Here is a 20,177-nt window from a genome sequence, read left to right on the forward strand (position 1 = left end):
GAGTTGCTGGGAGTCTGGTTAGCCGGAGAAGGGCAGCACGGCAGCAAAGACCGCGAAGTAGTGGCAGGTGCTGCCGCCGAGGACGAACAGGTGCCAGATGGCGTGGTTGAAGGGGATCGCCTGGATCGCATAGAAGATCACGCCGAGGGTGTAGGTGATGCCGCCGGCGACCAGCAGGGCGATGCCGGTTGACGAGAGGCTCGCCGCCAGCTCGCCGCCGGCGAAGACCACCAGCCAGCCCATCACCAGGTAGATCGTCACGCGCAGCACGGCGAAGCGATGCGGCCAGAGCAGCTTGCAGGCGATGCCGCCCAGCGCCAGCGACCAGACGATGGCGAACAGGGTCCAGCCGGTGGGGCCGCGCATGTTGACCAGCAGGAAGGGGGTATAGGTGCCGGCGATCAGCAGGTAGATGGCGCAGTGGTCGAGCAGCTGGAATAGACGCTTCAGCCGTGGGTGGTGGACGCCGTGGTAGAGGGCCGAGACGGTATAGAGCAACACCAGGGTGGTGCCGTAGAGGCTGATGCCGACGATCTTCCAGGGATCGACATCCGTGGCCAGCCCGGCCAGCACGAGCAGTACCGTGACCCCGGCCAGGCTGAGCACCGCCCCCACACCGTGGCTGATGCTATGCAGAAACTCCTCGACGATGCTGTAGTGAGGCTCGCCTTCCGGCGCGGCGTGAGGCATCGGAGACTCCCCATGATCCGGAGCGGCCCCGACACCGGCCATCGGTTCAGGGCTTACGTTCGATATCCACGTCGTCGGCCTGGGTGAAGTCGCCCAGGACCATCATGTGGCCCAGCTTGCCGGCCTTGGTGGATAGATAGTGCTCGTTATGAGGGTTGAGACCCGTAGTCAGCGGCACGCGTTCCGCCACGCTGACCCCGGCCTTGGTCAGGGCGTCGACCTTGCGCGGGTTGTTGGTCATCAGCCGCAGGCCGCTGACGCCCAGGTGCTCGAGCATCGGCACGCAGAGGTCGTAGCGGCGCAGGTCGGCGCCGAAGCCGAGGCGTTCGTTGGCCTCCACGGTGTCGGCGCCCTGATCCTGCAGGTGGTAGGCGCGGATCTTGTTGAGCAGGCCGATGCCGCGGCCTTCCTGGCGCAGGTAGAGCAGTACGCCGCGCCCCTCGTCGGCGATGCGCTTGAGCGCCTCCTGCAGTTGGTAGCCGCAGTCGCAGCGCATGGAGAAGAGGGCATCGCCGGTCAGACATTCGGAGTGCACCCGCCCCAGCACCGGCTCGCCGTCGGCCACGTCGCCCAGGGTCAGGGCGATGTGATCCTTGCCGGTGGCCTCGTCCTCGAAGCCGTGCATGGTGAAGGTGGCCCAGGGGGTGGGCAGCCGGGAGGCGGCGATGAAGCGAATCGTCACGGGGTACCTCGGAGTCAGACCTCGGCGATGCCGACGGGTGGGCCCCTAGTCTATCAGGAAGCCGTGCCGGGCTCACGACCGTGGCCCGGGCATCGGGTACAATGCGGGGCACATTTCCCGTGGATGACCGCCGCATGGAACTCAAGAACGATCGCTTTCTGCGCGCCCTGGCGCGTCAGCCGGTGGACCGCACCCCGGTGTGGATGATGCGCCAGGCCGGCCGCTACCTGCCGGAGTACCGTGCCACCCGCGCCGAGGCGGGCAGCTTCATGGACCTGTGTCGCAACCACGACCTGGCCTGCGAGGTGACCCTGCAGCCCCTGGAGCGCTATCCGCTGGACGCGGCGATCCTCTTCTCCGACATCCTCACCATCCCCGACGCCATGGGCCTGGGGCTCTACTTCGAGACCGGCGAGGGGCCCAAGTTCCGCAAGCCGGTGCGCAGCGCCGAGGAGGTCGCCGCGCTGGCCGCCCCCGAGGCCGAGCGCGACCTGGACTACGTGATGCGGGCGGTCTCGACCATCCGGCGCGAGCTGAACGGCCGGGTGCCGCTGATCGGCTTCTCCGGCAGCCCCTGGACGCTCGCCACCTACATGGTGGAGGGCGCCTCCAGCAAGGACTTCCGCCACGTCAAGGCGATGCTCTACGACACGCCGAGCGTGATGCACCGGCTGCTGGACACCCTGGCCACGGCGGTGACCGACTACCTCAACGCCCAGATCCGTGCCGGCGCCCAGGCGGTGCAGGTCTTCGACACCTGGGGCGGGGCGCTCTCCACCCCGGCCTACCGGGAATTCTCGCTGCGCTACATGGAGCGGATCGTCGCCGGCCTGATCCGCAGCCACGATGGCCGGCGCGTGCCGGTGATCCTGTTCACCAAGAACGGCGGCCAGTGGCTGGAGGAGATCGCCGATGCCGGCCCCGATGCCGTGGGCCTGGACTGGACCACGGAGCTCGCCGACGCCCGGTCGCGGGTCGGCCATCGGGTGGCCCTGCAGGGCAACCTCGATCCCAATGTGCTGTTCGCCCGCCCGTCGGCGATCCGCGCCGAGGTCGCGCGAATCCTCGACAGCTACGGGGCGGGGCCGGGCCACGTCTTCAACCTGGGCCACGGCATCAGCCAGTTCACCGATCCGGACCGCGTCACCGCCTTCATGGAGGCGCTCCACGACCTGAGCCCGGCCTACCATCGGCGCCTCGCCAATGGCTGAGTGGCTGCGGCGGCTGCACGACCGGCGACGCCTGTGGACAGCACTGGCCGTGGCCGCCGCCCTGGTCATCGCCCTGGGCAGCCTGACGCCGGGCAGCGAAATGCCCAGCGGCCTGCCCTGGGACAAGTTCAACCACTTCGTCGGCTATGCGGGGCTGGCCGGGCTCGTCGGCCTGGCCGGCGTGCGCCTGCCCCGGGCCTTCCTGATCGCCGCCGGCTACGGCATCGCCATCGAGGTCGGCCAGCTCGCCGTGCCCGGACGCAGCGGCGGCGACGGGGCCGATATCCTGGCCAATGCCCTGGGCGCCGCCTGCGCGGTCCTGATGCTGGCCGTGATCCGGCGCTGGCTTCCCGCCCGCTGATTCGCCGCTAGAGGTGGGGCTCCCGGCCGGGAGCCGGTTCGGTCCTGCTCGGCTGGTCGAGGTCGAGGGTCGGTTCGCTGGCCCGGCGCTGCGGTTGCTCGGCGGGACGCTTGACACGGGCGTCGCCCACGGCGTCATCTTCCCCGACCAGCGGGCGGGCCTCGCTGGTCCAGCGGGCCGCCGGGTCGTGCACCGCCGGGCGGCGCTCGAAGGAGCGGGTGACCATTGTCTCGGCGGGGAAGCCGCCACGTTGGTGGGCCAGGTGATGGGGCAGCAGCCAGAGCTCGACGAGTAGCCGCAGGCCGACGGCGGCCAGCAGCCAAAGGCCGCCGCCCAGGGCGAGGGACGGCCAGGCCGCCTGCCAGGTGGTGGGAATCAGCCAGGGTGTCCGCGGGGCAAGCCACAGCGCCGCGCCGGCCAGCAGGCCGAACTGCAGGAGCAGGTGGCAGGTGAGCAGGGTCCCGCGGGACAGCGGGTGGCGGGGAAACAGGAACTGGCGCATCGGGGTCCTCCCGGTCAGCACATCGAGGCGATGAGGCCTGTCGGCGTCCTTGCCGACGTCTCGGTGGATGCTACCCCAGATCCGCGGATGATGCAGTCATGCGTGGCCTTCGCGGTGCAGGTTGACCTGCGTCAGGCCGCTTGCCAAGGTTGATTCAGAGGCGGTCGTCGCGGCAGGCGGCCGCCAGTCCACCGTCAGCGAGGAGAGGCTATGACAACCTATATCGTGGTGGCGGATGCGGCGCGGGCGAGGATCTTCACCCGCGACGCGCTCAAGCTGGTCGAGCAGGATAGTCTGGTGCATGCCGCCAACCGGCTGCACGAGGGAGATCTGGTGACCGATCGCGGGGCCGACGTCAATGAATCGACGTCGACGACGGCCCGTTCCTCCGGTGGCGAGAGCACGGCGCGTACCCAGGAGGAGCGGGTCTTCGCCAAGGAGGTGGCCGAGCGCCTCTATCGGGCGCGCGTTGACAACAGCATGGCGAAGCTGATCCTGGTGGCGCCGGCCCGCTTCCTGGGCCAGTTGCGCGAGCGGCTCGATGGCCCCACCACCCGGTTGGTCATCCACTCTCTCACCAAGGACCTGACCAAGGCCAGCCTGGCGGACATCCAGGAGGCGGTGAGCGACCTGCGCTGATCCGGGCGCCGCGACAGGAGGACGACGGGCCCGGCCCTATGGCCGGGCCCGTCGTCGTCGTGGCTCAGGGCGCCGTGGGCAGGTCGATCTGGTCGCTGCGGGTGATGCCTTCGGTCATCTGGCGGCACAGCTTGAGGAACTCGCGCATGCCGGTGGCCAGGTACTTGTGACGGTGCCAGATGAAGGAGAACTGGCGGCTCAGGTCCAGCTCCGGGGTGGGGATGGGCACCAGGCTGCCGCGCCGGAAGGCATCGCGCAGCGCCAGCTTCGAGACGCAGCCGATGCCCAGCCCCGACTCCACGGCGCGCTTGATGCCCTCGGTGTGTTCCAGCTCCAGCAGCACGTTGAAGCGTCCCCGGCGGTGGCGGGCGGCCTGCTCCAGGGTGAGGCGCGTGCCCGAGCCCTCCTCGCGCATGATCCACGCCTCGCGCAGCAGCCGCTCCAGCTCGATCGCGCCGGCTCCGGCCAGGGGGTGGTGCGGCGAGCAGAACACCGCCAGCTCGTCTTCCACCCAGGGCTGGGTGACCACGTCGTCCTCCTCGCAATGGCCCTCGATCAACCCCAGGTCCAGCCGGTGGTGGCGTACGCTGTCGACGATGGCGCGGGTGTTGCGCACCGCCAGGCGCACCCGGCTGCCGGGATAGCGCTGCATGAAGTCGCTGATCAGCAGGGTGGCCAGGTAGTTGCCGATGGTCAGGGTGGCGCCCACGTCGAGGATGCCGATGCCCTGCTGGCCATGCAGCAGCTCTTCCACTTCCTCGGCGCGGTCGAGCAGCGCCACCGCCTTGGGCAGCAACTGGAAGCCCAGGGCGTTGAGGCGCAGGCGCTTGCCGTGGCGGTCCAGCAGCTGGCAGTCGAACTGGCGCTCCAGCTCGGCCAGGGCGGTACTGGCGGCGGACTGGGAGAGGGCCAGGGAGCGGGCGGCCCGCGAGACGCTCTCGTGCTGGGCCACGGCCACGAATACCTCCAGTTGGCGCAGGGTGAAGCGCATGGGGTCGGTCTCCGCTGATCTATATCCACGTTATGGATAAGCTTTATCCATACAATCCATTTAACAGATAATGCCTCCTGGCTTAGAATGCAACGCAAATATTCAGCGTTCATCTATTCCTTTTCAGAATATCGAGGAGCCGGCATGAGCAAGTTCGCCCAGGAAGAAGTCCTCAGCGTCCACCACTGGAACGATACCCTGTTCAGCTTCCGCACCACCCGCGAGCGCAGCCTGCGCTTCAAGAATGGCCAGTTCGTGATGATCGGCCTGGAGGTGGAGGGCAAGCCGCTGATGCGCGCCTACTCCATCGCCAGCCCCAACTACGAGGACCACCTGGAGTTCTTCAGCATCAAGGTGCCGGACGGCCCGCTCACCTCGCGGCTCCAGCACCTCAAGGTCGGCGACCAGATCATGGTCAGCCGCAAGCCCACCGGCACCCTGGTCACCGATGACCTCCTGCCCGGCCGCAACCTCTACCTGCTCTCCACCGGCACCGGCCTGGCGCCGTTCATGAGCCTGATCCAGGACCCGGAAGCCTATGAGCGCTACGAGAAGATCGTCCTGATCCACGGCGTGCGCACCGTCAGCGAACTGGCCTATACGGATTTCATCACCAAGGACCTGCCGGCCCACGAGTACCTTGGCGAGGAGATCAGCGAGAAGCTGGTCTACTACCCCACGGTGACCCGCGAGGAGTTCCACACCCAGGGGCGCCTGACCGACCATATCCGCAGCGGCAAGCTGTTCGAGGACACGGGCATCCCCGCCATCGACCCCAAGCAGGATCGCGCCATGATCTGCGGCAGCCCGGCGATGCTCGACGACACCAGCGGCCTGCTCGACGAACTGGGCTTCAACATCTCGCCGCGCATGGGCGAGCCCGGCGACTACGTGATCGAGCGGGCCTTCGTCGAAAAGTAAGCCTTAAGCTGTAAGCTTGAAGCTGGAAGAAAAACCCCCGGGGCCAGGGCCTCGGGGGTTTTATACGTCATGCACTGTCCGGCTTCGAGCTTTAGACGGCATCTTTCCCCGTCTCGCCGGTGCGGATGCGGAGGTTCGGCTTCCCGATCACCTGCTCCAGCGGCGAGACGAAGATCTTGCCGTCGCCGATCTTGCTGAATGTATCGGGGCCACGCGGGTGATGGCGGCTATACGGCATCTTTCCCCGTCTCGCCGGTGCGGATGCGGATCACCTGCTCCAGCGGCGAGACGAAGATCTTGCCGTCGCCGATCTTGCCGGTATTCGCCACGCTGGTGATGGCGTCGATCACCTTCTCGGCCATGTCGTCGTCCACGGCGACCTCCAGTTTCACCTTGGGCAGGAAGTCCACCACATACTCGGCGCCGCGGTAGAGCTCGGTGTGGCCCTTCTGGCGGCCGAAGCCCTTCACCTCGGTCACGGTGATGCCCTGGACGCCGATCTCGGAGAGCGATTCGCGTACGTCGTCGAGCTTGAAGGGCTTGATGATGGCGGTCACCAGTTTCATGGTCGTGTCCTCGCGTTGTCCGTATTCAATGGCGGTGGACGCCATCGCTGCTGACGTCATTGTGCCAGAGCATACACCGGCTGTGGGCGGAAAAAAAAATGGCCCCGCGAGGGGGCCATTGTGATGCCGTGCGATATCGGCTATTCGGTGCGGGGGGTCATCTGCGGCTGGCTCAGCCCCTCGGCCCGGCTGCGCCCCGAGCCGCCGCCGTGAACCTTGGAGACGGTGAACTCGGGGTAGGCCTCGAGCCCGCACTCGACCAGATCCACGCCCTCGTATTCCTCTTCCTCGCTGACCCGGACGCCCATGATCGCCTTGATGATCAGCCAGACGACCAGGCTGGCGAAGAAGACCCAGGCGAAGATGCCGAGGATGCCGAGGATCTGGGCGCCGAAGGAGGCGCCGTCGTTGGTCAGCGGCACCGCGAGCACGCCCCAGATGCCGGCCACGCCGTGGGCGGAGATGGCACCCACCGGGTCGTCGAGCTTGAGCTTGTCGAGGCCGACGATGGCCACGACCACCAGCAGGCCGCCGAAGCCGCCGATCAGGGTGGCGCCCAGGGCGCTGGGCGACAGCGGGTCGGCGGTGATGGACACCAGGCCGGCAATGGCGCCGTTCAGGGCCATGGTCAGGTCGGCCTTGCGGAACCAGGCCTTGGCCAGGATCAGCGCGGCGATCACCCCGCCGGCGGCGGCGGCGTTGGTGTTCACCAGCACCTGGGCCATGTTGTTGGCCGAGCTCACGTCGGACACCTTCAGCTCGGAGCCGCCGTTGAAGCCGAACCAGCCCATCCACAGGATGAAGGTCCCCAGGGTGGCCAGCGGCAGGTTGGCGCCGGGGATGGCGAAGATGCTGCCGTCCTTGCCGTACTTGCCCTTGCGCGGACCGAGCACCAGCACGCCGGACAGCGCCGCGGCCGCGCCGGCCATGTGCACGATGCCGGAGCCGGCATAGTCGGAGAAGCCGACCTCGGCCAGCCAGCCGCCGCCCCAGGTCCAGTAGCCGGAGACCGGGTAGATGACACCGGTCATCACCACGGCGAAGGCCAGGAAGGCCCACAGCTTCATGCGCTCGGCCACGGCCCCGGAGACGATGGACATGGCGGTGGCGACGAACACGACCTGGAAGAAGAAGTCGGCGCGCATGGAGTAGTAGGGGGCGTCGTCGCCGGCGGCGGTCACCGAGGCCACGGTGTTCTCGCCGCCCAGCAGGAAGCCCAGGTTGGGCAGGAAGCCGCCCGCCGAGCTGGAGTACATCAGGTAGTAGCCCAGCAGCAGGTACATGGTGCAGGCGATGGCGAACAGCGCGATGTTCTTGGTGAGGATCTCGGCGGTGTTCTTGGAACGCACCAGGCCGGCCTCGAGCATCGAGAAGCCGGCGGCCATCCACATCACCAGCACGCCGCAGATCAGGAAGTAGAAGGTATCGAGCGCGTAGCTCAGCTCAGTCAGTTCACTCATGACGGTCTCTCCAGGCGGATGTGGGGAGTGCTTAGACGGCGTCGGCGCCGCGCTCTCCGGTACGGATGCGGATCACGTCCTCCAGCGGCGTGACGAACACCTTGCCGTCGCCGATCTTGCCGCTGTTGGCGGCGTTGCAGATGGCGTCGAGCACGGTCTCCAGGCGCGAATCGTCCACGGCGACCTCGACCTTCACCTTGGGCAGGAAGTCGACCACGTACTCGGCACCGCGGTAGAGCTCGGTGTGGCCCTTCTGGCGGCCGAAGCCCTTGACCTCGGTGACGGTGATCCCCTGGACGCCGTTGTCGGCCAGCGCCTCGCGGACGTCGTCGAGCTTGAAGGGCTTGATGATGGCGGTGATGAGTTTCATGTCCTGTTCTCCACGATTGCGATGGATCGCGACCCAGGGGGTCGGCTTGCCCAGTCCAAGCGCAAAGCGTGCCAGTATGGATGAAACTTTTGCCTGTCAGTGGGTTACATATTGATGATGGGGGCGATGATCCATGGGAGTGCCACCCCGGCGGCATCGGTGCACCGTTGTGGTGCCCTGCTGTGGTGCAGCTGCCCCAGGAAAGGGCGATGCATGGAGCATGCGTCGCGGCACGCCCATGCGTATCCTGTACCCAGCCATAGCCACGCGATCAGGAGAGACCCATGGTGAGCCACGACCGTATCAGCCGACTGGCCCAGCAGATCGGCGAGCGCCTGCAGGGCGCGTCCCAGGCGCCCGAGGAAATGCAGAAGGGCATCCAGCAGGTGGTGAAGGGGGCCTTCGACCGCCTGGAGCTGGTGTCGCGGGAGGACTTCGACATTCTGATGGACGTCCTGCAGCGCACCCGGATCCGGGTCGAGGCGCTGGAGCAGCAGGTGGCCGCCCTGGAAGCGCTGCTCGAGGAACGCGATGCCGGCGGCTCGGCGCGCGAGACGCCGGCGCTGTCCGACGCCGCGGAGAAGGAGACGCCCGCCCCCGAGGAGGATGCCGGCGGCGGCGAGCCCGGCCGCTGAGCCTGGGGCGTTTCGGCGCCGGGGCCGCCAGGCTGCTAGCCTGAAATCAGGACACACGCGAGGGAACGCTCATGTCGCTGGCGATCGTGCATACCCGGGCCGGCCTGGGCCTGGAAGCGCCGGAGGTGCAGGTAGAGGTGCACCTGTCCAACGGCCTGCCGGGCATGACCCTGGTGGGCCTGCCCGAGACCGCCGTGAAGGAGAGCCGCGAGCGAGTGCGCAGCGCCCTGGTCAACGCCGGCTTCGAGTATCCGCTGCGGCGTATCACCCTCAACCTGGCGCCCGCCGACCTGCCCAAGGAGGGCGGTCGCTTCGACCTGCCCATCGCCCTGGGGCTGTTGTTGGCCTCGGGGCAGCTGCCGCCCCGGGCCCTGGAGGGCATCGAGAGTGTCGGCGAGCTGGCCCTGGACGGGCACCTGCGGCCGGTGATCGGGGCGCTGCCGCTGGCCCTGGCCAGCCGCCGCGCCGGGCGCAAGCTGATCGTGCCCCGCGCCGATGCCGACGAGGCGGCCCTGGCCGGCGACCTGGACGTATTGCCCGCCGATCATCTGCTGGAGGTGGTGGCCCACCTGCTGGGCCAGGCGCCCATCACGCCGCATCGCCTCTCCAGCCCGCCGGAGGCCGCGACGCCGCTCCCCGACCTGGCCGAGGTGCGTGGCCAGTTCCAGGCCCGCCGCGCCCTGGAGGTGGCCGCCGCCGGCGGCCACAACCTGCTGTTCGCCGGCCCGCCGGGTACCGGCAAGACCATGCTGGCCAGCCGCCTGCCGGGCATCCTGCCGCCCCTCGACGACGACGAGGCCCTGGAAGTGGCGGCGCTGCGTTCGGTGAGCGGCCTGCCGCTGCGCGCCGAGTGGGGGCGGCGCCCCTTCCGTGCCCCACACCATACCGCCAGCGCCGTGGCCCTGGTGGGCGGTGGCGCCCGGCCGCGGCCGGGGGAGATCTCCCTGGCCCACCACGGGGTGCTGTTCCTCGACGAACTGCCGGAGTTCCCCCGGCACGTGCTCGAGGTGATGCGCGAGCCCATGGAATCGGGCCTGATCCATATCGCCCGGGCCAGCCACGAGCGGCGCTTCCCGGCGCGCTTCATGCTGGTGGCGGCCATGAACCCCTGCCCCTGCGGCCACCTGGGCGATCCGCGCCAGGCCTGCCAGTGCACCGCGGCGCAGATCCAGCGCTACCAGGCGCGCCTCTCCGGGCCGCTGCTGGATCGCATCGACCTGCAGGTGGAGGTGCCGGCGCTGCCGCCGGAGCAGCTCACCTCGGCGCAGTCCGGGGAGCCCTCCGCGGCAGTGCGCGAGCGGGTGCTGGCGGCGCGCGCGCGGCAGCGGGCGCGCGGGGCGCTCAACGCCCAGCTGGCCGGCCGCGCCCTGGAGGCGGCCTGCGCCCTCTCGGCGGAGGATCGCGCCTGGCTGGCCGGGGTGCTGGAACGCCTCAAGCTCTCGGCACGGGCCTACCATCGGGTGCTGCGGGTGGCGCTGACGCTGTCCGACCTGGCCGGCGCCGCGCATCCCGAACGCGACCAGTTGATCGAGGCGGTGGGCTACCGTCAGCTCGACCGGGTGCTGAGGGGCTGAATCACAGCGCCGTGGCGTCGATGGCGCCCTGGATGCGCTCCTCCCAGAGGGCGCGTTCGCCGTCGGGGCGCCGCAACACCAGGGTCAGGCGGTAGGGCAGCAGTTCGCGGTCGGAGAGGCGCAGCGGTGGCCCGTTGGCCTCGAGGCGGCTCTCCAGGCGCCACTGGTTGTCGCCGGCGCCCTCGGCCATGGCATCGCGCCACTCCAGCACCTGGGGGCCGTCGCTGACCGCCAGCAGGGCCCGCACCAGGCTCTCCAGGAAGCGCTCCCGTCCGATGCCCAGGGCGTCGCTCACCTCGGGGGCGGCGAGCAGCAACACCTGGTCGGCGGGCGGTCGCGGCAGGGGCGGAGCCTCCATCACCCGTTCCGCGGCGCGCTCGCCGAGGTTGAAGAGCGCCTGGCGCAGGCTCTCGGGGCGCTCCGGGGAACCGGCGCAGCCCAGCAGCAGCAGCGGCAGCAGCCAGGCGGGGACAGGGAGCAGGCGGCGGATCATCGGCGGTGGGGCTCCGGTCTGGCGGTGGGCATGCGCTCGTCGATGAAGCGGTCCAGGGTGGCGAAGAGTGCCCGGCGAATGGGTTCGGCCTCGTTGACCAGGTGGTGCCGCGCCTCGGGGTGACGATGGATCTCGGCGTTGGGGAACTTCTTGGCGAGCACCTGCAGGTTCCACTCCCAGTCCACGGTCAGGTCCTGTTCGCCCTGCAGGATCAGGGTGGGCACGGGGTTGGGAGGCAGGGCCAGCAGGCGTGGCATCCAGCGGCGCATGGCGCTGATCCAGTCGATGGCCACGCGGTCGGCCTGCAGCGGGTCCTGGTCGCGGAGGAAGGCGGCGAAGTCGGCGTCGGTGGAGTTGGCGCGGAACTTGCGCGGGATGGAGCGCAGGAAGGGGCCCACCAGCAGGTGCAGCCAGCTGGACTGGCTCCAGCCCCAGGGGCGCACCAGCGGGGCCAGCAGGGCCAGCCCCGCCCAGCGTTCGCCGTCGGCGTGGGCCAGGGCGTCGGTGGCCAGGATCGCCGCGCCGGTGCTCTGGCCCACGCCCAGCCAGGGCCGCGGGGCCAGCTCCTCGGCCTCCAGGTAGCGCTGCAGTTCGTGCAGGCAGCCGCCGTAGTCGTCGAAGTCCCCGATGGAGGCGCGCGGCCCGCTGGACAGGCCATGGCCCGGCAGGTCCCACAGCACCACCCGCCAGCCGCGCTCCAGCAGCCGTTCCAGCAGGTGGCGGTAGAGTCCCAGGTGGTCGAAGTAGCCATGCACCACGAAGGCGGTGCCCAGTGGCACCGGCGGGCTCCACACCTGGGTCCAGAGGCGGAATTCCCCGGCCGCCACATAGCCCAGGTGCAGGCCGACGTGCCCGGCCAGCAGGGGGGCCAGGCCGTAGTGGCCCAGATAGCGTTCCAGGTGGTCTCCGCCGGGCAGCGCGTCGGTCGGATCGATCCGACGAAACGGGCCCAGCGCCTGCAAGGGGGTGAAGTCGCTCATCGAATCCTCCGCGGCGCTCGCTCATGCTAGCCGCAAGCGGCGGCCGGCACCATGCCGACCAGGCACCGCCCAGGCCCCTGCCTTATCTTTTGGTCTAGTATCCCGCGATGTCGCGGCATTGCGGGTTTACATGTGGAAGCATTTTCCACAAAATTGTCGACACGCAGTCACCCACCCCTGTTTCCGGCAGTCCCGGTGTGCACCCACCGGCTGCCCCGTACGAGGAGATCCACCATGACCCAACGTGTCACGCGTCACCGCCTCCAGGTAGCCGCCGAGCTGGACCGTTTCATCACCGAGCAGGCCCTCCCGGGGACCGGCGTCGATGCCGAGGCGTTCTGGGCCGGCGTCGATGCCCTCTTCCATGATCTGACCCCGAAGAACCAGGAACTGCTCGCCGAGCGTGACCGCCTGCAGGAGCGGCTCGACGGCTGGCACCGCGAGAACCCCGGCCCGGTGCGCGACATGGCGGCCTATCGTGCCTTCCTGAAGGAGATCGGCTATCTGGTCGAGGCCCCGGCCAGCGTCGAAGTCACCACCGCCAACGTGGATCGCGAGATCGCCGTCCAGGCCGGGCCGCAGCTGGTGGTGCCGGTCAACAACGCCCGCTATGCCCTGAACGCCGGCAATGCCCGCTGGGGCAGCCTCTACGACGCCCTCTACGGCACCGATGCCATCTCCGAGGAGGACGGTGCCGAGAAGGGCGAGAGCTTCAATCCCAGGCGCGGTGAGAAGGTCATCGCCTACGCCCGCGGCGTGCTGGATCGTGCCGCGCCGCTGGCCACCGGCTCCCACCGCGATGCCGTCAAGTACGCCTTGCGCGACGGCCACCTGGTGGTGACCCTGGAGGGCGGCCGCGAGACCGGCCTCAAGGAGCCGGGCAAGCTGGTCGGCTACCGCGGCGATGCCGCCGCCCCCGAGGCGGTGCTGCTGGTCAACCACGGCCTGCACCTGGAGATCCAGGTCGACGCCGAGCATCCCATCGGCAAGACCGACCCGGCCGGCGTCAAGGACGTGGTGGTCGAGGCGGCGCTGACCACCATCATGGACTGCGAGGACTCCGTGGCCGCGGTGGACGCCGAGGACAAGGTGGGCGTCTATCGCAACTGGCTGGGCCTGATGAAGGGCGACCTGGAGGAGCAGGTCGAGAAGGGCGGCAAGACCCTCACCCGCCGCCTGCACGGCGACCGCGACGTCGTCACCCCCGACGGCGGTCGGCTGACCCTGCCGGGCCGCTCGCTGATGTTCGTGCGCAACGTCGGCCACCTGATGACCACCCCGGCGGTGCTCGACGCCGACGGCAACGAGCTGCCCGAGGGCATCCTCGACGGCGTGGTCACCGGCCTGATCGCCCTGCACGACCTGAAGAAGGGCGAGGGCGAGGCGCGCAACTCGCGCACCGGTTCCGTCTACATCGTCAAGCCCAAGATGCACGGCCCGCAAGAGGTCGCCTTCTCCAACGAGCTGTTCGGCCGCATCGAGGACATCCTCGGCATGGCCCGCGACACCCTGAAGATGGGCATCATGGACGAGGAGCGCCGTACCACCGTCAACCTCAAGGCGTGCATCCATGAGGCGACCTCGCGGGTGGTGTTCATCAACACCGGCTTCCTCGACCGCACCGGCGACGAGATGCACACCGCCATGGAAGCGGGCCCGATGATCCGCAAGGGCGACATGAAGGGGGCCGCCTGGATCGGCGCCTACGAGAAGAGCAACGTCCAGGTCGGCCTGGCCTGCGGCCTGCGCGGCCACGCCCAGATCGGCAAGGGCATGTGGGCCATGCCCGACCTGATGGCGGCCATGCTCGAGCAGAAGATCGGCCATCCCAAGGCCGGCGCCAACACTGCCTGGGTGCCGTCGCCCACCGCCGCCACCCTGCACGCCCTGCACTACCACCAGGTGGACGTCACCGAGGTGCAGCGCGAGCTGGAGGCCCAGGGCGAGCCGGACTTCCTGGATGACCTGTTGACCGTGCCGGTGGCCGAGAGCGCCGACTGGTCCGACGAGGAACTCCAGCAGGAGCTCGACAACAACTGCCAGGGCATCCTCGGTTACGTGGTGCGCTGGGTCGAGCACGGGGTGGGCTGCTCCAAGGTGCCGGACATCCACGACGTGGGCCTGATGGAGGACCGCGCCACCCTGCGCATCTCCAGCCAGCACATCGCCAATTGGCTGCACCATGGGGTGGTCGACGCCGAGCGCGTGCGCGAGACCCTGGAGCGCATGGCCAAGGTGGTGGACAAGCAGAACGCGGGTGATCCGGCCTACACGCCGATGAGCGCCGACTTCGCCGCCTCCACCGCCTTCCAGGCGGCCAGCGACCTGGTCTTCAAGGGGCGTGTGCAGCCCGCCGGCTACACCGAGCCGCTGCTGCACCACTGGCGTGCGGTGCACAAGGCCAAATAATCGGCCTTGGGCCTCGGGCTCAGCATAGCGGATAGACTGATATCCGTAGCTCGTAGCTCGTAGCTCGTAGCTCGTAGCTCGTAGCTCGTAGCTCGTAGCTCGTAGCTCGTAGGCATGTGGCCGTTAAGTGCCCCGGGTATCCGCCCGGGGCGCTTTCGTTTATGTTGACGGGAGCGTCAACGCTCCCGCTCACGCCCCAAGGAGGCCGCCGATGTCCGTGATGACCGCCGCCGCCATCGAGGACTTCCTCGACGAGGTCTTCCCCCAGCGCACCGGGACCATCGAGGGGATCGACCGGATGCGTGCCACCATGAGCCTGGCCATCGAGGACGAGCACCTGCGCCCCGGCGCCAGCGTCTCCGGCCCCACCCTGATGGGCCTGGCCGACGTCTGCCTCTACGTGGCGATCCTGGGCGAGATCGGCCCCGAGCCCATGGCGGTGACCAGCGACCTGCACTGCCGCTTCCTGCGCCGCCCGCGGGGAGATCGTGACGTCATCGCCAACGCTCGCATCCTCAAGCTGGGGCGCCGCCTGGCGGTGGGCGAGGTGCAGCTGTTCTCCGCCGGCGACGAGGATCCGGTGGCGCTGGTCACCGCCACCTACGTGCTGCCGGACAGCGACTGACCCGTGCGGCTCAGCGGGCCCGCAGCACGGCGGCGGCCAGCGCCAGCCAGCCGCCGATCAGCAGCACCCCGCCGAGCGGGGTGATCATGCCCAGGCTTCCCGTCCCGGTCAGCGCCAGGGCATAGAGCGAGCCGGAGAAGAGCAGCATGCCCGCCGCCCACAGCCCCAGGGCCAGGCGTTGGCCGGCCAGCGGTACGCTGGCGCGCCAGGCCAGCACCGCCAGCAGCGCCAGGGTGTGCCACGCTTGATAGCGCACCCCGGTCTCGAAGGCCGCGGCCAGGCGTGGGGCCAGCTGCCCCTCCAGGGCGTGGGCGCCGAAGGCCCCGGCGATCACCACCAGGGCGCCGGAGAGCGCCGCGCCCAGCCACCATCCCCTGTCCTGCATGTCGGTCTCCCCTTCTGTTTTCGGGAGTCGGTTGCCAACGGTTTCGGTTATCCCGCATCGCTCAAGGCTTTTCCGGCGACAGGTCTACGAGGGGGCGCTATGAACCCCTCCCTGGGCGCTACCGACGCCCTGCTGCGCTCTCGCGTCCTGCTCCGCTTGCAGGACCGGTGCTGGCCATCCATGGCCAGCCCGTTCGGAGCAGTGCTCCTCACCCCTGGCGTAGGACCCCCTCTTCGACCTGTCCCCGGCGCCTCTCGCTCTTTGCATCTACGCAACCCGAGGTAATCGGTCGCTACCGTACCCGGCAACGTCGTTAGTCGCTACAATACGCCCCCGCAGTTTCCCCAGGCAGAGTCTCCCCGCGCCATGAACGACCCGCGACACTCCGACAGGACCACCGCCCCGGCAGGCCCGGACGCCCCGCTGCACCGCCGCGGCATCAAGAGCTACGTGCTGCGCGCCGGGCGCATGACCCAGGCCCAGACCCGCGGCCTCGAGGAGGTGTGGCCGCGGCTGGGTCTCGAACTCGCCGACGGCCGACAGGACCTCGAGGCGCTGTTCGGTCGCCGCGCGCCCCGCGTGGTGGAGATCGGCTTCGGCATGGGCGCCTCCCTGGTGGAGCAGGCCGAGCGCCACCCCGACACCGACTTCCTCGGCATCGAGGTGCACGCCCCGGGCGTGGGCAAGCTGCTCGACGAGGCCGACAAGCGCGGTCTCACCAACCTGCGCGTCTATCGCGAGGATGCCCTGGCGGTGCTCGAGCGGTGCATCCCCGAGGGCAGCCTGACGACCGTGCAGCTGTTCTTCCCCGACCCCTGGCCCAAGAAGAAGCACCACAAGCGGCGCATCGTCCAGCCCGCCTTCGTCGAGCTGGTGCGCTCCCGGCTCGAGGTCGGCGGCACTTTCCACCTGGCCACCGACTGGGAGGCTTACGCCGAGTGGATGGCCGAGGTGATGGAGGCGGCACCGGGCTTCATCAATACCGCCTCTCCGGACACCGCACCCTTCGTACCGCGACCCGAGTATCGCCCGCTGACCAAGTTCGAGGCCCGCGGTGAGAAGCTGGGTCACGGCGTCTGGGACCTGATCTACCGGCGTGTCGAGTAGCCCGGCCGACCGCTTCACGGCAGTCCCGCTGTCAAATGAGGTGGGTCATGTTGTTCTCACGCTTGCACCAGATATGGGGCTTGCCGGCGAAACTTGCTCTATATATGGTAGTTGGCAGCTGATCGAGGGCGACACCGAACTGGGCCTGATGGTCAAGAACCTCCTCGACGGTCGCGAGGAGGGGCTGGTCGGGGGGCCGTTCGGCGAACTGCTGGTCCGCCTGGAGCGACTGGCGCGACCTACCATCTAACCTATCGACAACGTTATTCTTCCGGAGCCGTCCGAATGAGCACTTCCACCAAGGCAGTGAAGTCATCCAACGAGGTGCCGATGCAAGCCCCCTCCCGCGACATCTGGGATGCCAAGTACCGCCTCAAGGACCGCCACGGCAAGCCCGTCGACGAGGACGTGGCCGCCACCTGGGAGCGCGTGGCCCGCGCCCTGGCCGACGTGGAAGGCGACAACGCCGACGAGTGGCTGCCCAGGTTCCGCTGGGCGCTGGAGCACGGCGCCATCCCCGCCGGGCGCATCATGTCCAACGCCGGTGCCGAGGCCTACAAGCCGGCGGTGAGCCTGATCAACTGCACGGTGTCGCGCACCATCCGCGACTCCATGCACGACATCCTCGACTCCGTGGTCGACGCCGGCATGACCCTCAAGGCGGGCTGCGGCATCGGCTACGACTTCTCCACCCTGCGCCACAAGGGCGCCTTCGTGTTCGGCGCCGGCGCCGGCACCAACGGCCCCCTGGCGTTCATGGACATCTACGACAAGATGTGCTTCACGGTGGCCTCCGCCGGCGGCCGCCGCGGCGCCCAGATGGGCACCTTCGACGTCGGCCATCCCGACGTGAAGAGCTTCATCGAGGCCAAGCGCGAGGCGGGCCGCCTGCGCCAGTTCAACCTCAGCCTGCTGATCACCGACGAGTTCATGGAGGCGGTGAAGAACGACGCCGACTGGCCGCTGGCCTTCCCGCTGCACCCCGGCGAGAAGGACGACGTTGGCGAGGACGAGCTGATCTACCGCGACTGGCCGGTGGTGGAAGAAGGCTACACCGTCGACGCCGAGGGGCGCGTGGCCTGTCGCATCGTCGAGGTGATCAAGGCCCGCGAGCTGTGGGACACCATCATGCGTTCCACCTACGACTACGCCGAGCCGGGCTTCATCCTGATCGACCAGGTCAACCGGATGAACAACAACTGGTTCTGCGAGGACATCCGCGCCACCAACCCCTGTGTGACCGGGGATACTTGGGTACAGACCACGGAGGGACCTCGTCAGGTCGCGCAGCTTATCGGCCGTCCATTTGCCGTCGTGGTAGATGGTGAGGTTCACCAGAGTGGGCCGGAGGGGTTCTTCCCGACGGCGACCAAGCCGGTGATCCGGCTGAAGACGGCTGAAGGTTACAGCCTCAAGCTGACCTATGATCACCGCGTGCGCCGTGTGTCGGCCTTTACGCGTTATCGCACCGAGACGGAGTGGTGTGCAGCAGGTGAGCTGCGTGCCGGTGACCGCGTACTGCTCAATGATCATCGTGATGCCCCGGAGTGGGGTGGCAAACTTGATGAGTCCCAGGGGTATCTGCTGGGGCTGCTGGTTGGCGATGGCACGCTCAAGGCTGACAAGGCCATCCTGTCTGTCTGGCCACAGGTGGCCGTGGCCAACGGCAACGACAGTGCAATCAATGACGGCGTGCGTGCCGTCATGACCTTGGCAGAAACGGCAGCCAGGAGCCTGCCGCATCGCGCAGACTTCTCTGGATGGCAGAAGGTCAGTGGTCGCGAGGAGTATCGTCTGTCGACGGCAGCTCTGCGCAATCTGGCGGTCGAGATGGGCATGCAGCCTGGCAATAAGGCGATCACTTCCGAGCTGGAGCAGGCCTCATCGAGCGGCTATGTCGGGTTCCTGCGTGGTTTCTTCGATGCAGATGGTTCAGTTCAGGGGAGTCAGGTGAAAGGCGTCAGCGTTCGCCTGGCGCAGTCTGACCTTTCTCGACTCGAAGCCGTACAGCGCATGTTGCAGCGTCTCGGCATCATCACCACGCTGTATCGGGAGAGGCGTCACGCCGCCAATCGCGACTTGCCCGATGGCAAGGGCGGTCATCGTGGATATGAGACGCTGCCTCAGCACGAACTGGTGATCAGTGGTGCCAACCTCGAGCGTTTTGCCGAGCGTATCGGCTTCGGGGACCGTGACAAGCAGGCTCACCTTAACACTCTTCTGGACGGGTACCAGCGCCAACTGAATAGAGAGCGTTTCGTTGCCCGAGTTGTTGGCTACGAAGAATCAGGCGCCGAAGCGGTCTACGACGTTCAAGTGCCAGGCATCAATACCTTTGATGCAAACGGGTTTCATGCTCACAACTGCGGTGAGCAGCCGCTGCCGCCCGAGGGCGCCTGCCTGCTGGGGTCGGTGAACCTGACCCGCTTCGTCATCGAACCCTTCGGCAAGCAGCCGCGCTTCGACTGGGAGCGCTATCGCCAGGTGGTGGCCATCTTCACCCGCATGCTCGACAACGTGGTGGAGATCAGCAGCCTGCCGCTGGCGGGCCAGCGCCGCGAGATCGAGGCCAAGCGCCGCCACGGCATGGGCTTCCTGGGCCTGGGCTCCACCCTGACCATGCTCAAGATCCCCTACGGCTCGCCGGAGTCGCTGGCCTTCACCGAGGAGGTGAGTCGCAACCTGGCCATTGAGGGCTGGAAGCAGGCCCTCGAGCTTTCCCGCGAGAAGGGCATGGCCCCCGCGCTGGCCGAGGACTACGAGATCACCCCCAAGATGATGCGCGAGCGCCCCGAGCTCAAGCAGGACGGCTACGAGGTGGGCGACAAGGTGCCCGGGCGCATCCTGCACGCCCGCTACAGTCGCTACATGCAGAAGGTCGCCGAGGTGGAGCCGGAGCTGGTGGCGGCGCTCGCCGAGCACGGCGCGCGTTTCACCCACCACAGCTCCATCGCGCCCACCGGCACCATCTCGCTGTCGCTGGGCAACAACGCCTCCAACGGCATCGAGCCGTCGTTCTCGCACCGCTACTTCCGCAACGTCATCCAGTCCGGCAAGAAGACCAAGGACCAGGTGGAAGTGGTCTCCTTCGAGCTGGCCGCCTATCGCCACTTCATCGCCGCCGACGCCGTGGAGAGCGACCTGCCCGACTACTTCATCACCGCCGACGCCGTCACTCCGCAGCAGCACGTGGCGGTGCAGGCCGCCTCCCAGGCTTGGGTCGACTCGGCGATCTCCAAGACGGTGAACGTGCCCACCGAGTTCCCCTACCAGGAGTTCAAGGACCTCTACCTGGATGCCTATGCCAGCAAGCTCAAGGGCTGCACCACCTTCCGCTTCAACCCGGAGGCCTTCCAGGGCGTGCTGGTGCGCGAGGACGACCTCAAGAACACCACCTACGTCTTCGAGCTGGAGAACGGCGAGACCGTGGAGCTCAAGGGCGACGAGAAGGTCATCTACGACGGCGAGGAGCACAACGCGGCCAATCTCTATGACGCATTGAAAGAGGGCACCTATGGAAAGTGGTAACCGCTCGATCCGTTTCTGCGTCATGAAGACACGTATTGAAGGAGCCTA

20 protein-coding genes and 1 pseudogene are annotated in these 20,177 nt (G+C 68.3%); 10 read left to right on the forward strand and 11 right to left on the reverse strand.

Annotated features, from left to right (window positions below; all coding sequences use genetic code 11):
• Nucleotides 1-18: 18 nt before the first annotated feature.
• Both trhA and ribA read right to left on the reverse strand, forming a co-directional pair.
• On the reverse strand, nucleotides 19-690 hold the full coding sequence (trhA, locus tag QWY80_RS15755) for a PAQR family membrane homeostasis protein TrhA (protein WP_290233489.1): 672 nt from the start codon (nucleotides 688-690) through the stop codon (nucleotides 19-21).
• A 46-nt stretch (nucleotides 691-736) separates the two neighbouring features.
• Nucleotides 737-1,372, reverse strand: coding sequence for a GTP cyclohydrolase II (gene ribA / locus QWY80_RS15760; protein WP_290233492.1), 636 nt, complete (start codon nucleotides 1,370-1,372; stop codon nucleotides 737-739).
• Nucleotides 1,373-1,506: 134 nt separating this feature from the next.
• Between ribA and hemE the strand changes: the two genes are divergently transcribed.
• The gene (hemE, locus tag QWY80_RS15765) at nucleotides 1,507-2,583 is read left to right on the forward strand and encodes a uroporphyrinogen decarboxylase (protein WP_290233495.1); all 1,077 of its coding nucleotides are present in this window, start codon (nucleotides 1,507-1,509) and stop codon (nucleotides 2,581-2,583) included.
• Nucleotides 2,576-2,944 carry a VanZ family protein gene (locus tag QWY80_RS15770; RefSeq protein WP_290233498.1) on the forward strand — a complete coding sequence of 123 codons (369 nt, stop codon included), beginning with the start codon at nucleotides 2,576-2,578 and terminating at the stop codon, nucleotides 2,942-2,944. Before hemE ends, QWY80_RS15770 begins: the two co-directional genes overlap by 8 nt.
• Before the next feature lie 7 nt (nucleotides 2,945-2,951).
• Here QWY80_RS15770 and QWY80_RS15775 read toward each other — a convergent pair whose 3' ends face one another.
• Complete coding sequence (locus QWY80_RS15775; RefSeq protein WP_290233501.1) at nucleotides 2,952-3,446, reverse strand: hypothetical protein; 495 nt, start codon at nucleotides 3,444-3,446, stop codon at nucleotides 2,952-2,954.
• A 210-nt stretch (nucleotides 3,447-3,656) separates the two neighbouring features.
• On the opposite strand from QWY80_RS15775, the gene QWY80_RS15780 reads away from it, so the two are divergent.
• Nucleotides 3,657-4,085 carry a host attachment protein gene (locus QWY80_RS15780; RefSeq protein WP_290233504.1) on the forward strand — a complete coding sequence of 143 codons (429 nt, stop codon included), beginning with the start codon at nucleotides 3,657-3,659 and terminating at the stop codon, nucleotides 4,083-4,085.
• A gap of 64 nt (nucleotides 4,086-4,149) precedes the next feature.
• On the opposite strand, the gene QWY80_RS15785 is transcribed toward QWY80_RS15780, so the two are convergent.
• On the reverse strand, nucleotides 4,150-5,076 hold the full coding sequence (locus QWY80_RS15785) for a LysR family transcriptional regulator (RefSeq protein ID WP_290233506.1): 927 nt from the start codon (nucleotides 5,074-5,076) through the stop codon (nucleotides 4,150-4,152).
• Nucleotides 5,077-5,220: 144 nt separating this feature from the next.
• On the opposite strand from QWY80_RS15785, the gene QWY80_RS15790 reads away from it, so the two are divergent.
• Complete coding sequence (locus QWY80_RS15790; protein WP_290233509.1) at nucleotides 5,221-5,997, forward strand: ferredoxin--NADP reductase; 777 nt, start codon at nucleotides 5,221-5,223, stop codon at nucleotides 5,995-5,997.
• 91 nt (nucleotides 5,998-6,088) lie between these two features.
• On the opposite strand, the pseudogene QWY80_RS15795 reads toward QWY80_RS15790, so the two are convergent.
• The 4 genes and pseudogenes from QWY80_RS15795 to QWY80_RS15810 all read right to left on the reverse strand — a co-directional run.
• Nucleotides 6,089-6,190 (reverse strand): annotated as a pseudogene (locus QWY80_RS15795) (P-II family nitrogen regulator); the annotation flags it as partial.
• Nucleotides 6,191-6,224: 34 nt separating this feature from the next.
• Nucleotides 6,225-6,563, reverse strand: coding sequence for a P-II family nitrogen regulator (glnK, locus tag QWY80_RS15800; RefSeq protein WP_290233513.1), 339 nt, complete (start codon nucleotides 6,561-6,563; stop codon nucleotides 6,225-6,227).
• A gap of 140 nt (nucleotides 6,564-6,703) precedes the next feature.
• The gene (locus QWY80_RS15805) at nucleotides 6,704-8,023 is read right to left on the reverse strand and encodes an ammonium transporter (protein WP_290233516.1); all 1,320 of its coding nucleotides are present in this window, start codon (nucleotides 8,021-8,023) and stop codon (nucleotides 6,704-6,706) included.
• Nucleotides 8,024-8,054: 31 nt separating this feature from the next.
• The gene (locus QWY80_RS15810) at nucleotides 8,055-8,393 is read right to left on the reverse strand and encodes a P-II family nitrogen regulator (protein WP_290233519.1); all 339 of its coding nucleotides are present in this window, start codon (nucleotides 8,391-8,393) and stop codon (nucleotides 8,055-8,057) included.
• A 284-nt stretch (nucleotides 8,394-8,677) separates the two neighbouring features.
• Between QWY80_RS15810 and QWY80_RS15815 the strand changes: the two genes are divergently transcribed.
• Both QWY80_RS15815 and QWY80_RS15820 read left to right on the forward strand, forming a co-directional pair.
• Nucleotides 8,678-9,028, forward strand: a complete 351-nt coding sequence (locus QWY80_RS15815; protein ID WP_290233522.1) for an accessory factor UbiK family protein — start codon at nucleotides 8,678-8,680, stop codon at nucleotides 9,026-9,028.
• Nucleotides 9,029-9,099: 71 nt separating this feature from the next.
• Complete coding sequence (locus QWY80_RS15820) at nucleotides 9,100-10,602, forward strand: YifB family Mg chelatase-like AAA ATPase (protein ID WP_290233525.1); 1,503 nt, start codon at nucleotides 9,100-9,102, stop codon at nucleotides 10,600-10,602.
• Nucleotide 10,603: 1 nt separating this feature from the next.
• On the opposite strand, the gene QWY80_RS15825 is transcribed toward QWY80_RS15820, so the two are convergent.
• The gene (locus QWY80_RS15825; protein ID WP_290233528.1) at nucleotides 10,604-11,095 is read right to left on the reverse strand and encodes a hypothetical protein; all 492 of its coding nucleotides are present in this window, start codon (nucleotides 11,093-11,095) and stop codon (nucleotides 10,604-10,606) included.
• Nucleotides 11,092-12,075 (reverse strand): alpha/beta hydrolase, encoded by a 984-nt coding sequence (locus QWY80_RS15830; RefSeq protein ID WP_290233531.1) that lies wholly within the window; start codon nucleotides 12,073-12,075, stop codon nucleotides 11,092-11,094. Before QWY80_RS15830 ends, QWY80_RS15825 begins: the two co-directional genes overlap by 4 nt.
• A gap of 234 nt (nucleotides 12,076-12,309) precedes the next feature.
• On the opposite strand from QWY80_RS15830, the gene QWY80_RS15835 reads away from it, so the two are divergent.
• Both QWY80_RS15835 and QWY80_RS15840 read left to right on the forward strand, forming a co-directional pair.
• Nucleotides 12,310-14,484 carry a malate synthase G gene (locus QWY80_RS15835; RefSeq protein WP_290233534.1) on the forward strand — a complete coding sequence of 725 codons (2,175 nt, stop codon included), beginning with the start codon at nucleotides 12,310-12,312 and terminating at the stop codon, nucleotides 14,482-14,484.
• Between the two features lie 211 nt (nucleotides 14,485-14,695).
• Entirely contained in the window at nucleotides 14,696-15,109 is a 414-nt protein-coding gene (locus QWY80_RS15840; RefSeq protein ID WP_290233537.1) for a PaaI family thioesterase, read from the forward strand.
• 10 nt (nucleotides 15,110-15,119) lie between these two features.
• On the opposite strand, the gene QWY80_RS15845 is transcribed toward QWY80_RS15840, so the two are convergent.
• Nucleotides 15,120-15,494, reverse strand: a complete 375-nt coding sequence (locus QWY80_RS15845) for a DUF423 domain-containing protein (RefSeq protein ID WP_290233540.1) — start codon at nucleotides 15,492-15,494, stop codon at nucleotides 15,120-15,122.
• Nucleotides 15,495-15,860: 366 nt separating this feature from the next.
• Here QWY80_RS15845 and trmB point away from each other — a divergent pair, with 366 nt between their 5' ends.
• Together trmB and QWY80_RS15855 are read left to right on the forward strand one after the other, a co-directional pair.
• Nucleotides 15,861-16,601 (forward strand): tRNA (guanosine(46)-N7)-methyltransferase TrmB, encoded by a 741-nt coding sequence (trmB, locus tag QWY80_RS15850; RefSeq protein WP_290233543.1) that lies wholly within the window; start codon nucleotides 15,861-15,863, stop codon nucleotides 16,599-16,601.
• A gap of 285 nt (nucleotides 16,602-16,886) precedes the next feature.
• Complete coding sequence (locus QWY80_RS15855) at nucleotides 16,887-20,129, forward strand: ribonucleotide reductase barrel domain-containing protein (RefSeq protein ID WP_290233546.1); 3,243 nt, start codon at nucleotides 16,887-16,889, stop codon at nucleotides 20,127-20,129.
• The last annotated feature ends 48 nt before the right edge of the window (nucleotides 20,130-20,177 follow it).

This window comes from Halomonas ramblicola (genome assembly GCF_030409215.1).
Taxonomy (GTDB): domain Bacteria; phylum Pseudomonadota; class Gammaproteobacteria; order Pseudomonadales; family Halomonadaceae; genus Halomonas; species Halomonas ramblicola.

Excerpts from the sequence above, each read along its gene's own strand:
- trhA (WP_290233489.1), bottom strand. The coding sequence starts at position 690 with ATGCCTCACGCCGCGCCGGAAGGCGAGCCTCACTACAGCATCGTCGAG.
- hemE (WP_290233495.1), top strand. The coding sequence starts at position 1,507 with ATGGAACTCAAGAACGATCGCTTTCTGCGCGCCCTGGCGCGTCAGCCG.
- QWY80_RS15770 (WP_290233498.1), top strand. The coding sequence starts at position 2,576 with ATGGCTGAGTGGCTGCGGCGGCTGCACGACCGGCGACGCCTGTGGACA.
- QWY80_RS15775 (WP_290233501.1), bottom strand. The coding sequence starts at position 3,446 with ATGCGCCAGTTCCTGTTTCCCCGCCACCCGCTGTCCCGCGGGACCCTG.
- QWY80_RS15780 (WP_290233504.1), top strand. The coding sequence starts at position 3,657 with ATGACAACCTATATCGTGGTGGCGGATGCGGCGCGGGCGAGGATCTTC.
- QWY80_RS15785 (WP_290233506.1), bottom strand. The coding sequence starts at position 5,076 with ATGCGCTTCACCCTGCGCCAACTGGAGGTATTCGTGGCCGTGGCCCAG.
- QWY80_RS15790 (WP_290233509.1), top strand. The coding sequence starts at position 5,221 with ATGAGCAAGTTCGCCCAGGAAGAAGTCCTCAGCGTCCACCACTGGAAC.
- glnK (WP_290233513.1), bottom strand. The coding sequence starts at position 6,563 with ATGAAACTGGTGACCGCCATCATCAAGCCCTTCAAGCTCGACGACGTA.
- QWY80_RS15805 (WP_290233516.1), bottom strand. The coding sequence starts at position 8,023 with ATGAGTGAACTGACTGAGCTGAGCTACGCGCTCGATACCTTCTACTTC.
- QWY80_RS15810 (WP_290233519.1), bottom strand. The coding sequence starts at position 8,393 with ATGAAACTCATCACCGCCATCATCAAGCCCTTCAAGCTCGACGACGTC.
- QWY80_RS15815 (WP_290233522.1), top strand. The coding sequence starts at position 8,678 with ATGGTGAGCCACGACCGTATCAGCCGACTGGCCCAGCAGATCGGCGAG.
- QWY80_RS15820 (WP_290233525.1), top strand. The coding sequence starts at position 9,100 with ATGTCGCTGGCGATCGTGCATACCCGGGCCGGCCTGGGCCTGGAAGCG.
- QWY80_RS15825 (WP_290233528.1), bottom strand. The coding sequence starts at position 11,095 with ATGATCCGCCGCCTGCTCCCTGTCCCCGCCTGGCTGCTGCCGCTGCTG.
- QWY80_RS15830 (WP_290233531.1), bottom strand. The coding sequence starts at position 12,075 with ATGAGCGACTTCACCCCCTTGCAGGCGCTGGGCCCGTTTCGTCGGATC.
- QWY80_RS15835 (WP_290233534.1), top strand. The coding sequence starts at position 12,310 with ATGACCCAACGTGTCACGCGTCACCGCCTCCAGGTAGCCGCCGAGCTG.
- QWY80_RS15840 (WP_290233537.1), top strand. The coding sequence starts at position 14,696 with ATGTCCGTGATGACCGCCGCCGCCATCGAGGACTTCCTCGACGAGGTC.
- QWY80_RS15845 (WP_290233540.1), bottom strand. The coding sequence starts at position 15,494 with ATGCAGGACAGGGGATGGTGGCTGGGCGCGGCGCTCTCCGGCGCCCTG.
- trmB (WP_290233543.1), top strand. The coding sequence starts at position 15,861 with ATGAACGACCCGCGACACTCCGACAGGACCACCGCCCCGGCAGGCCCG.
- QWY80_RS15855 (WP_290233546.1), top strand. The coding sequence starts at position 16,887 with ATGAGCACTTCCACCAAGGCAGTGAAGTCATCCAACGAGGTGCCGATG.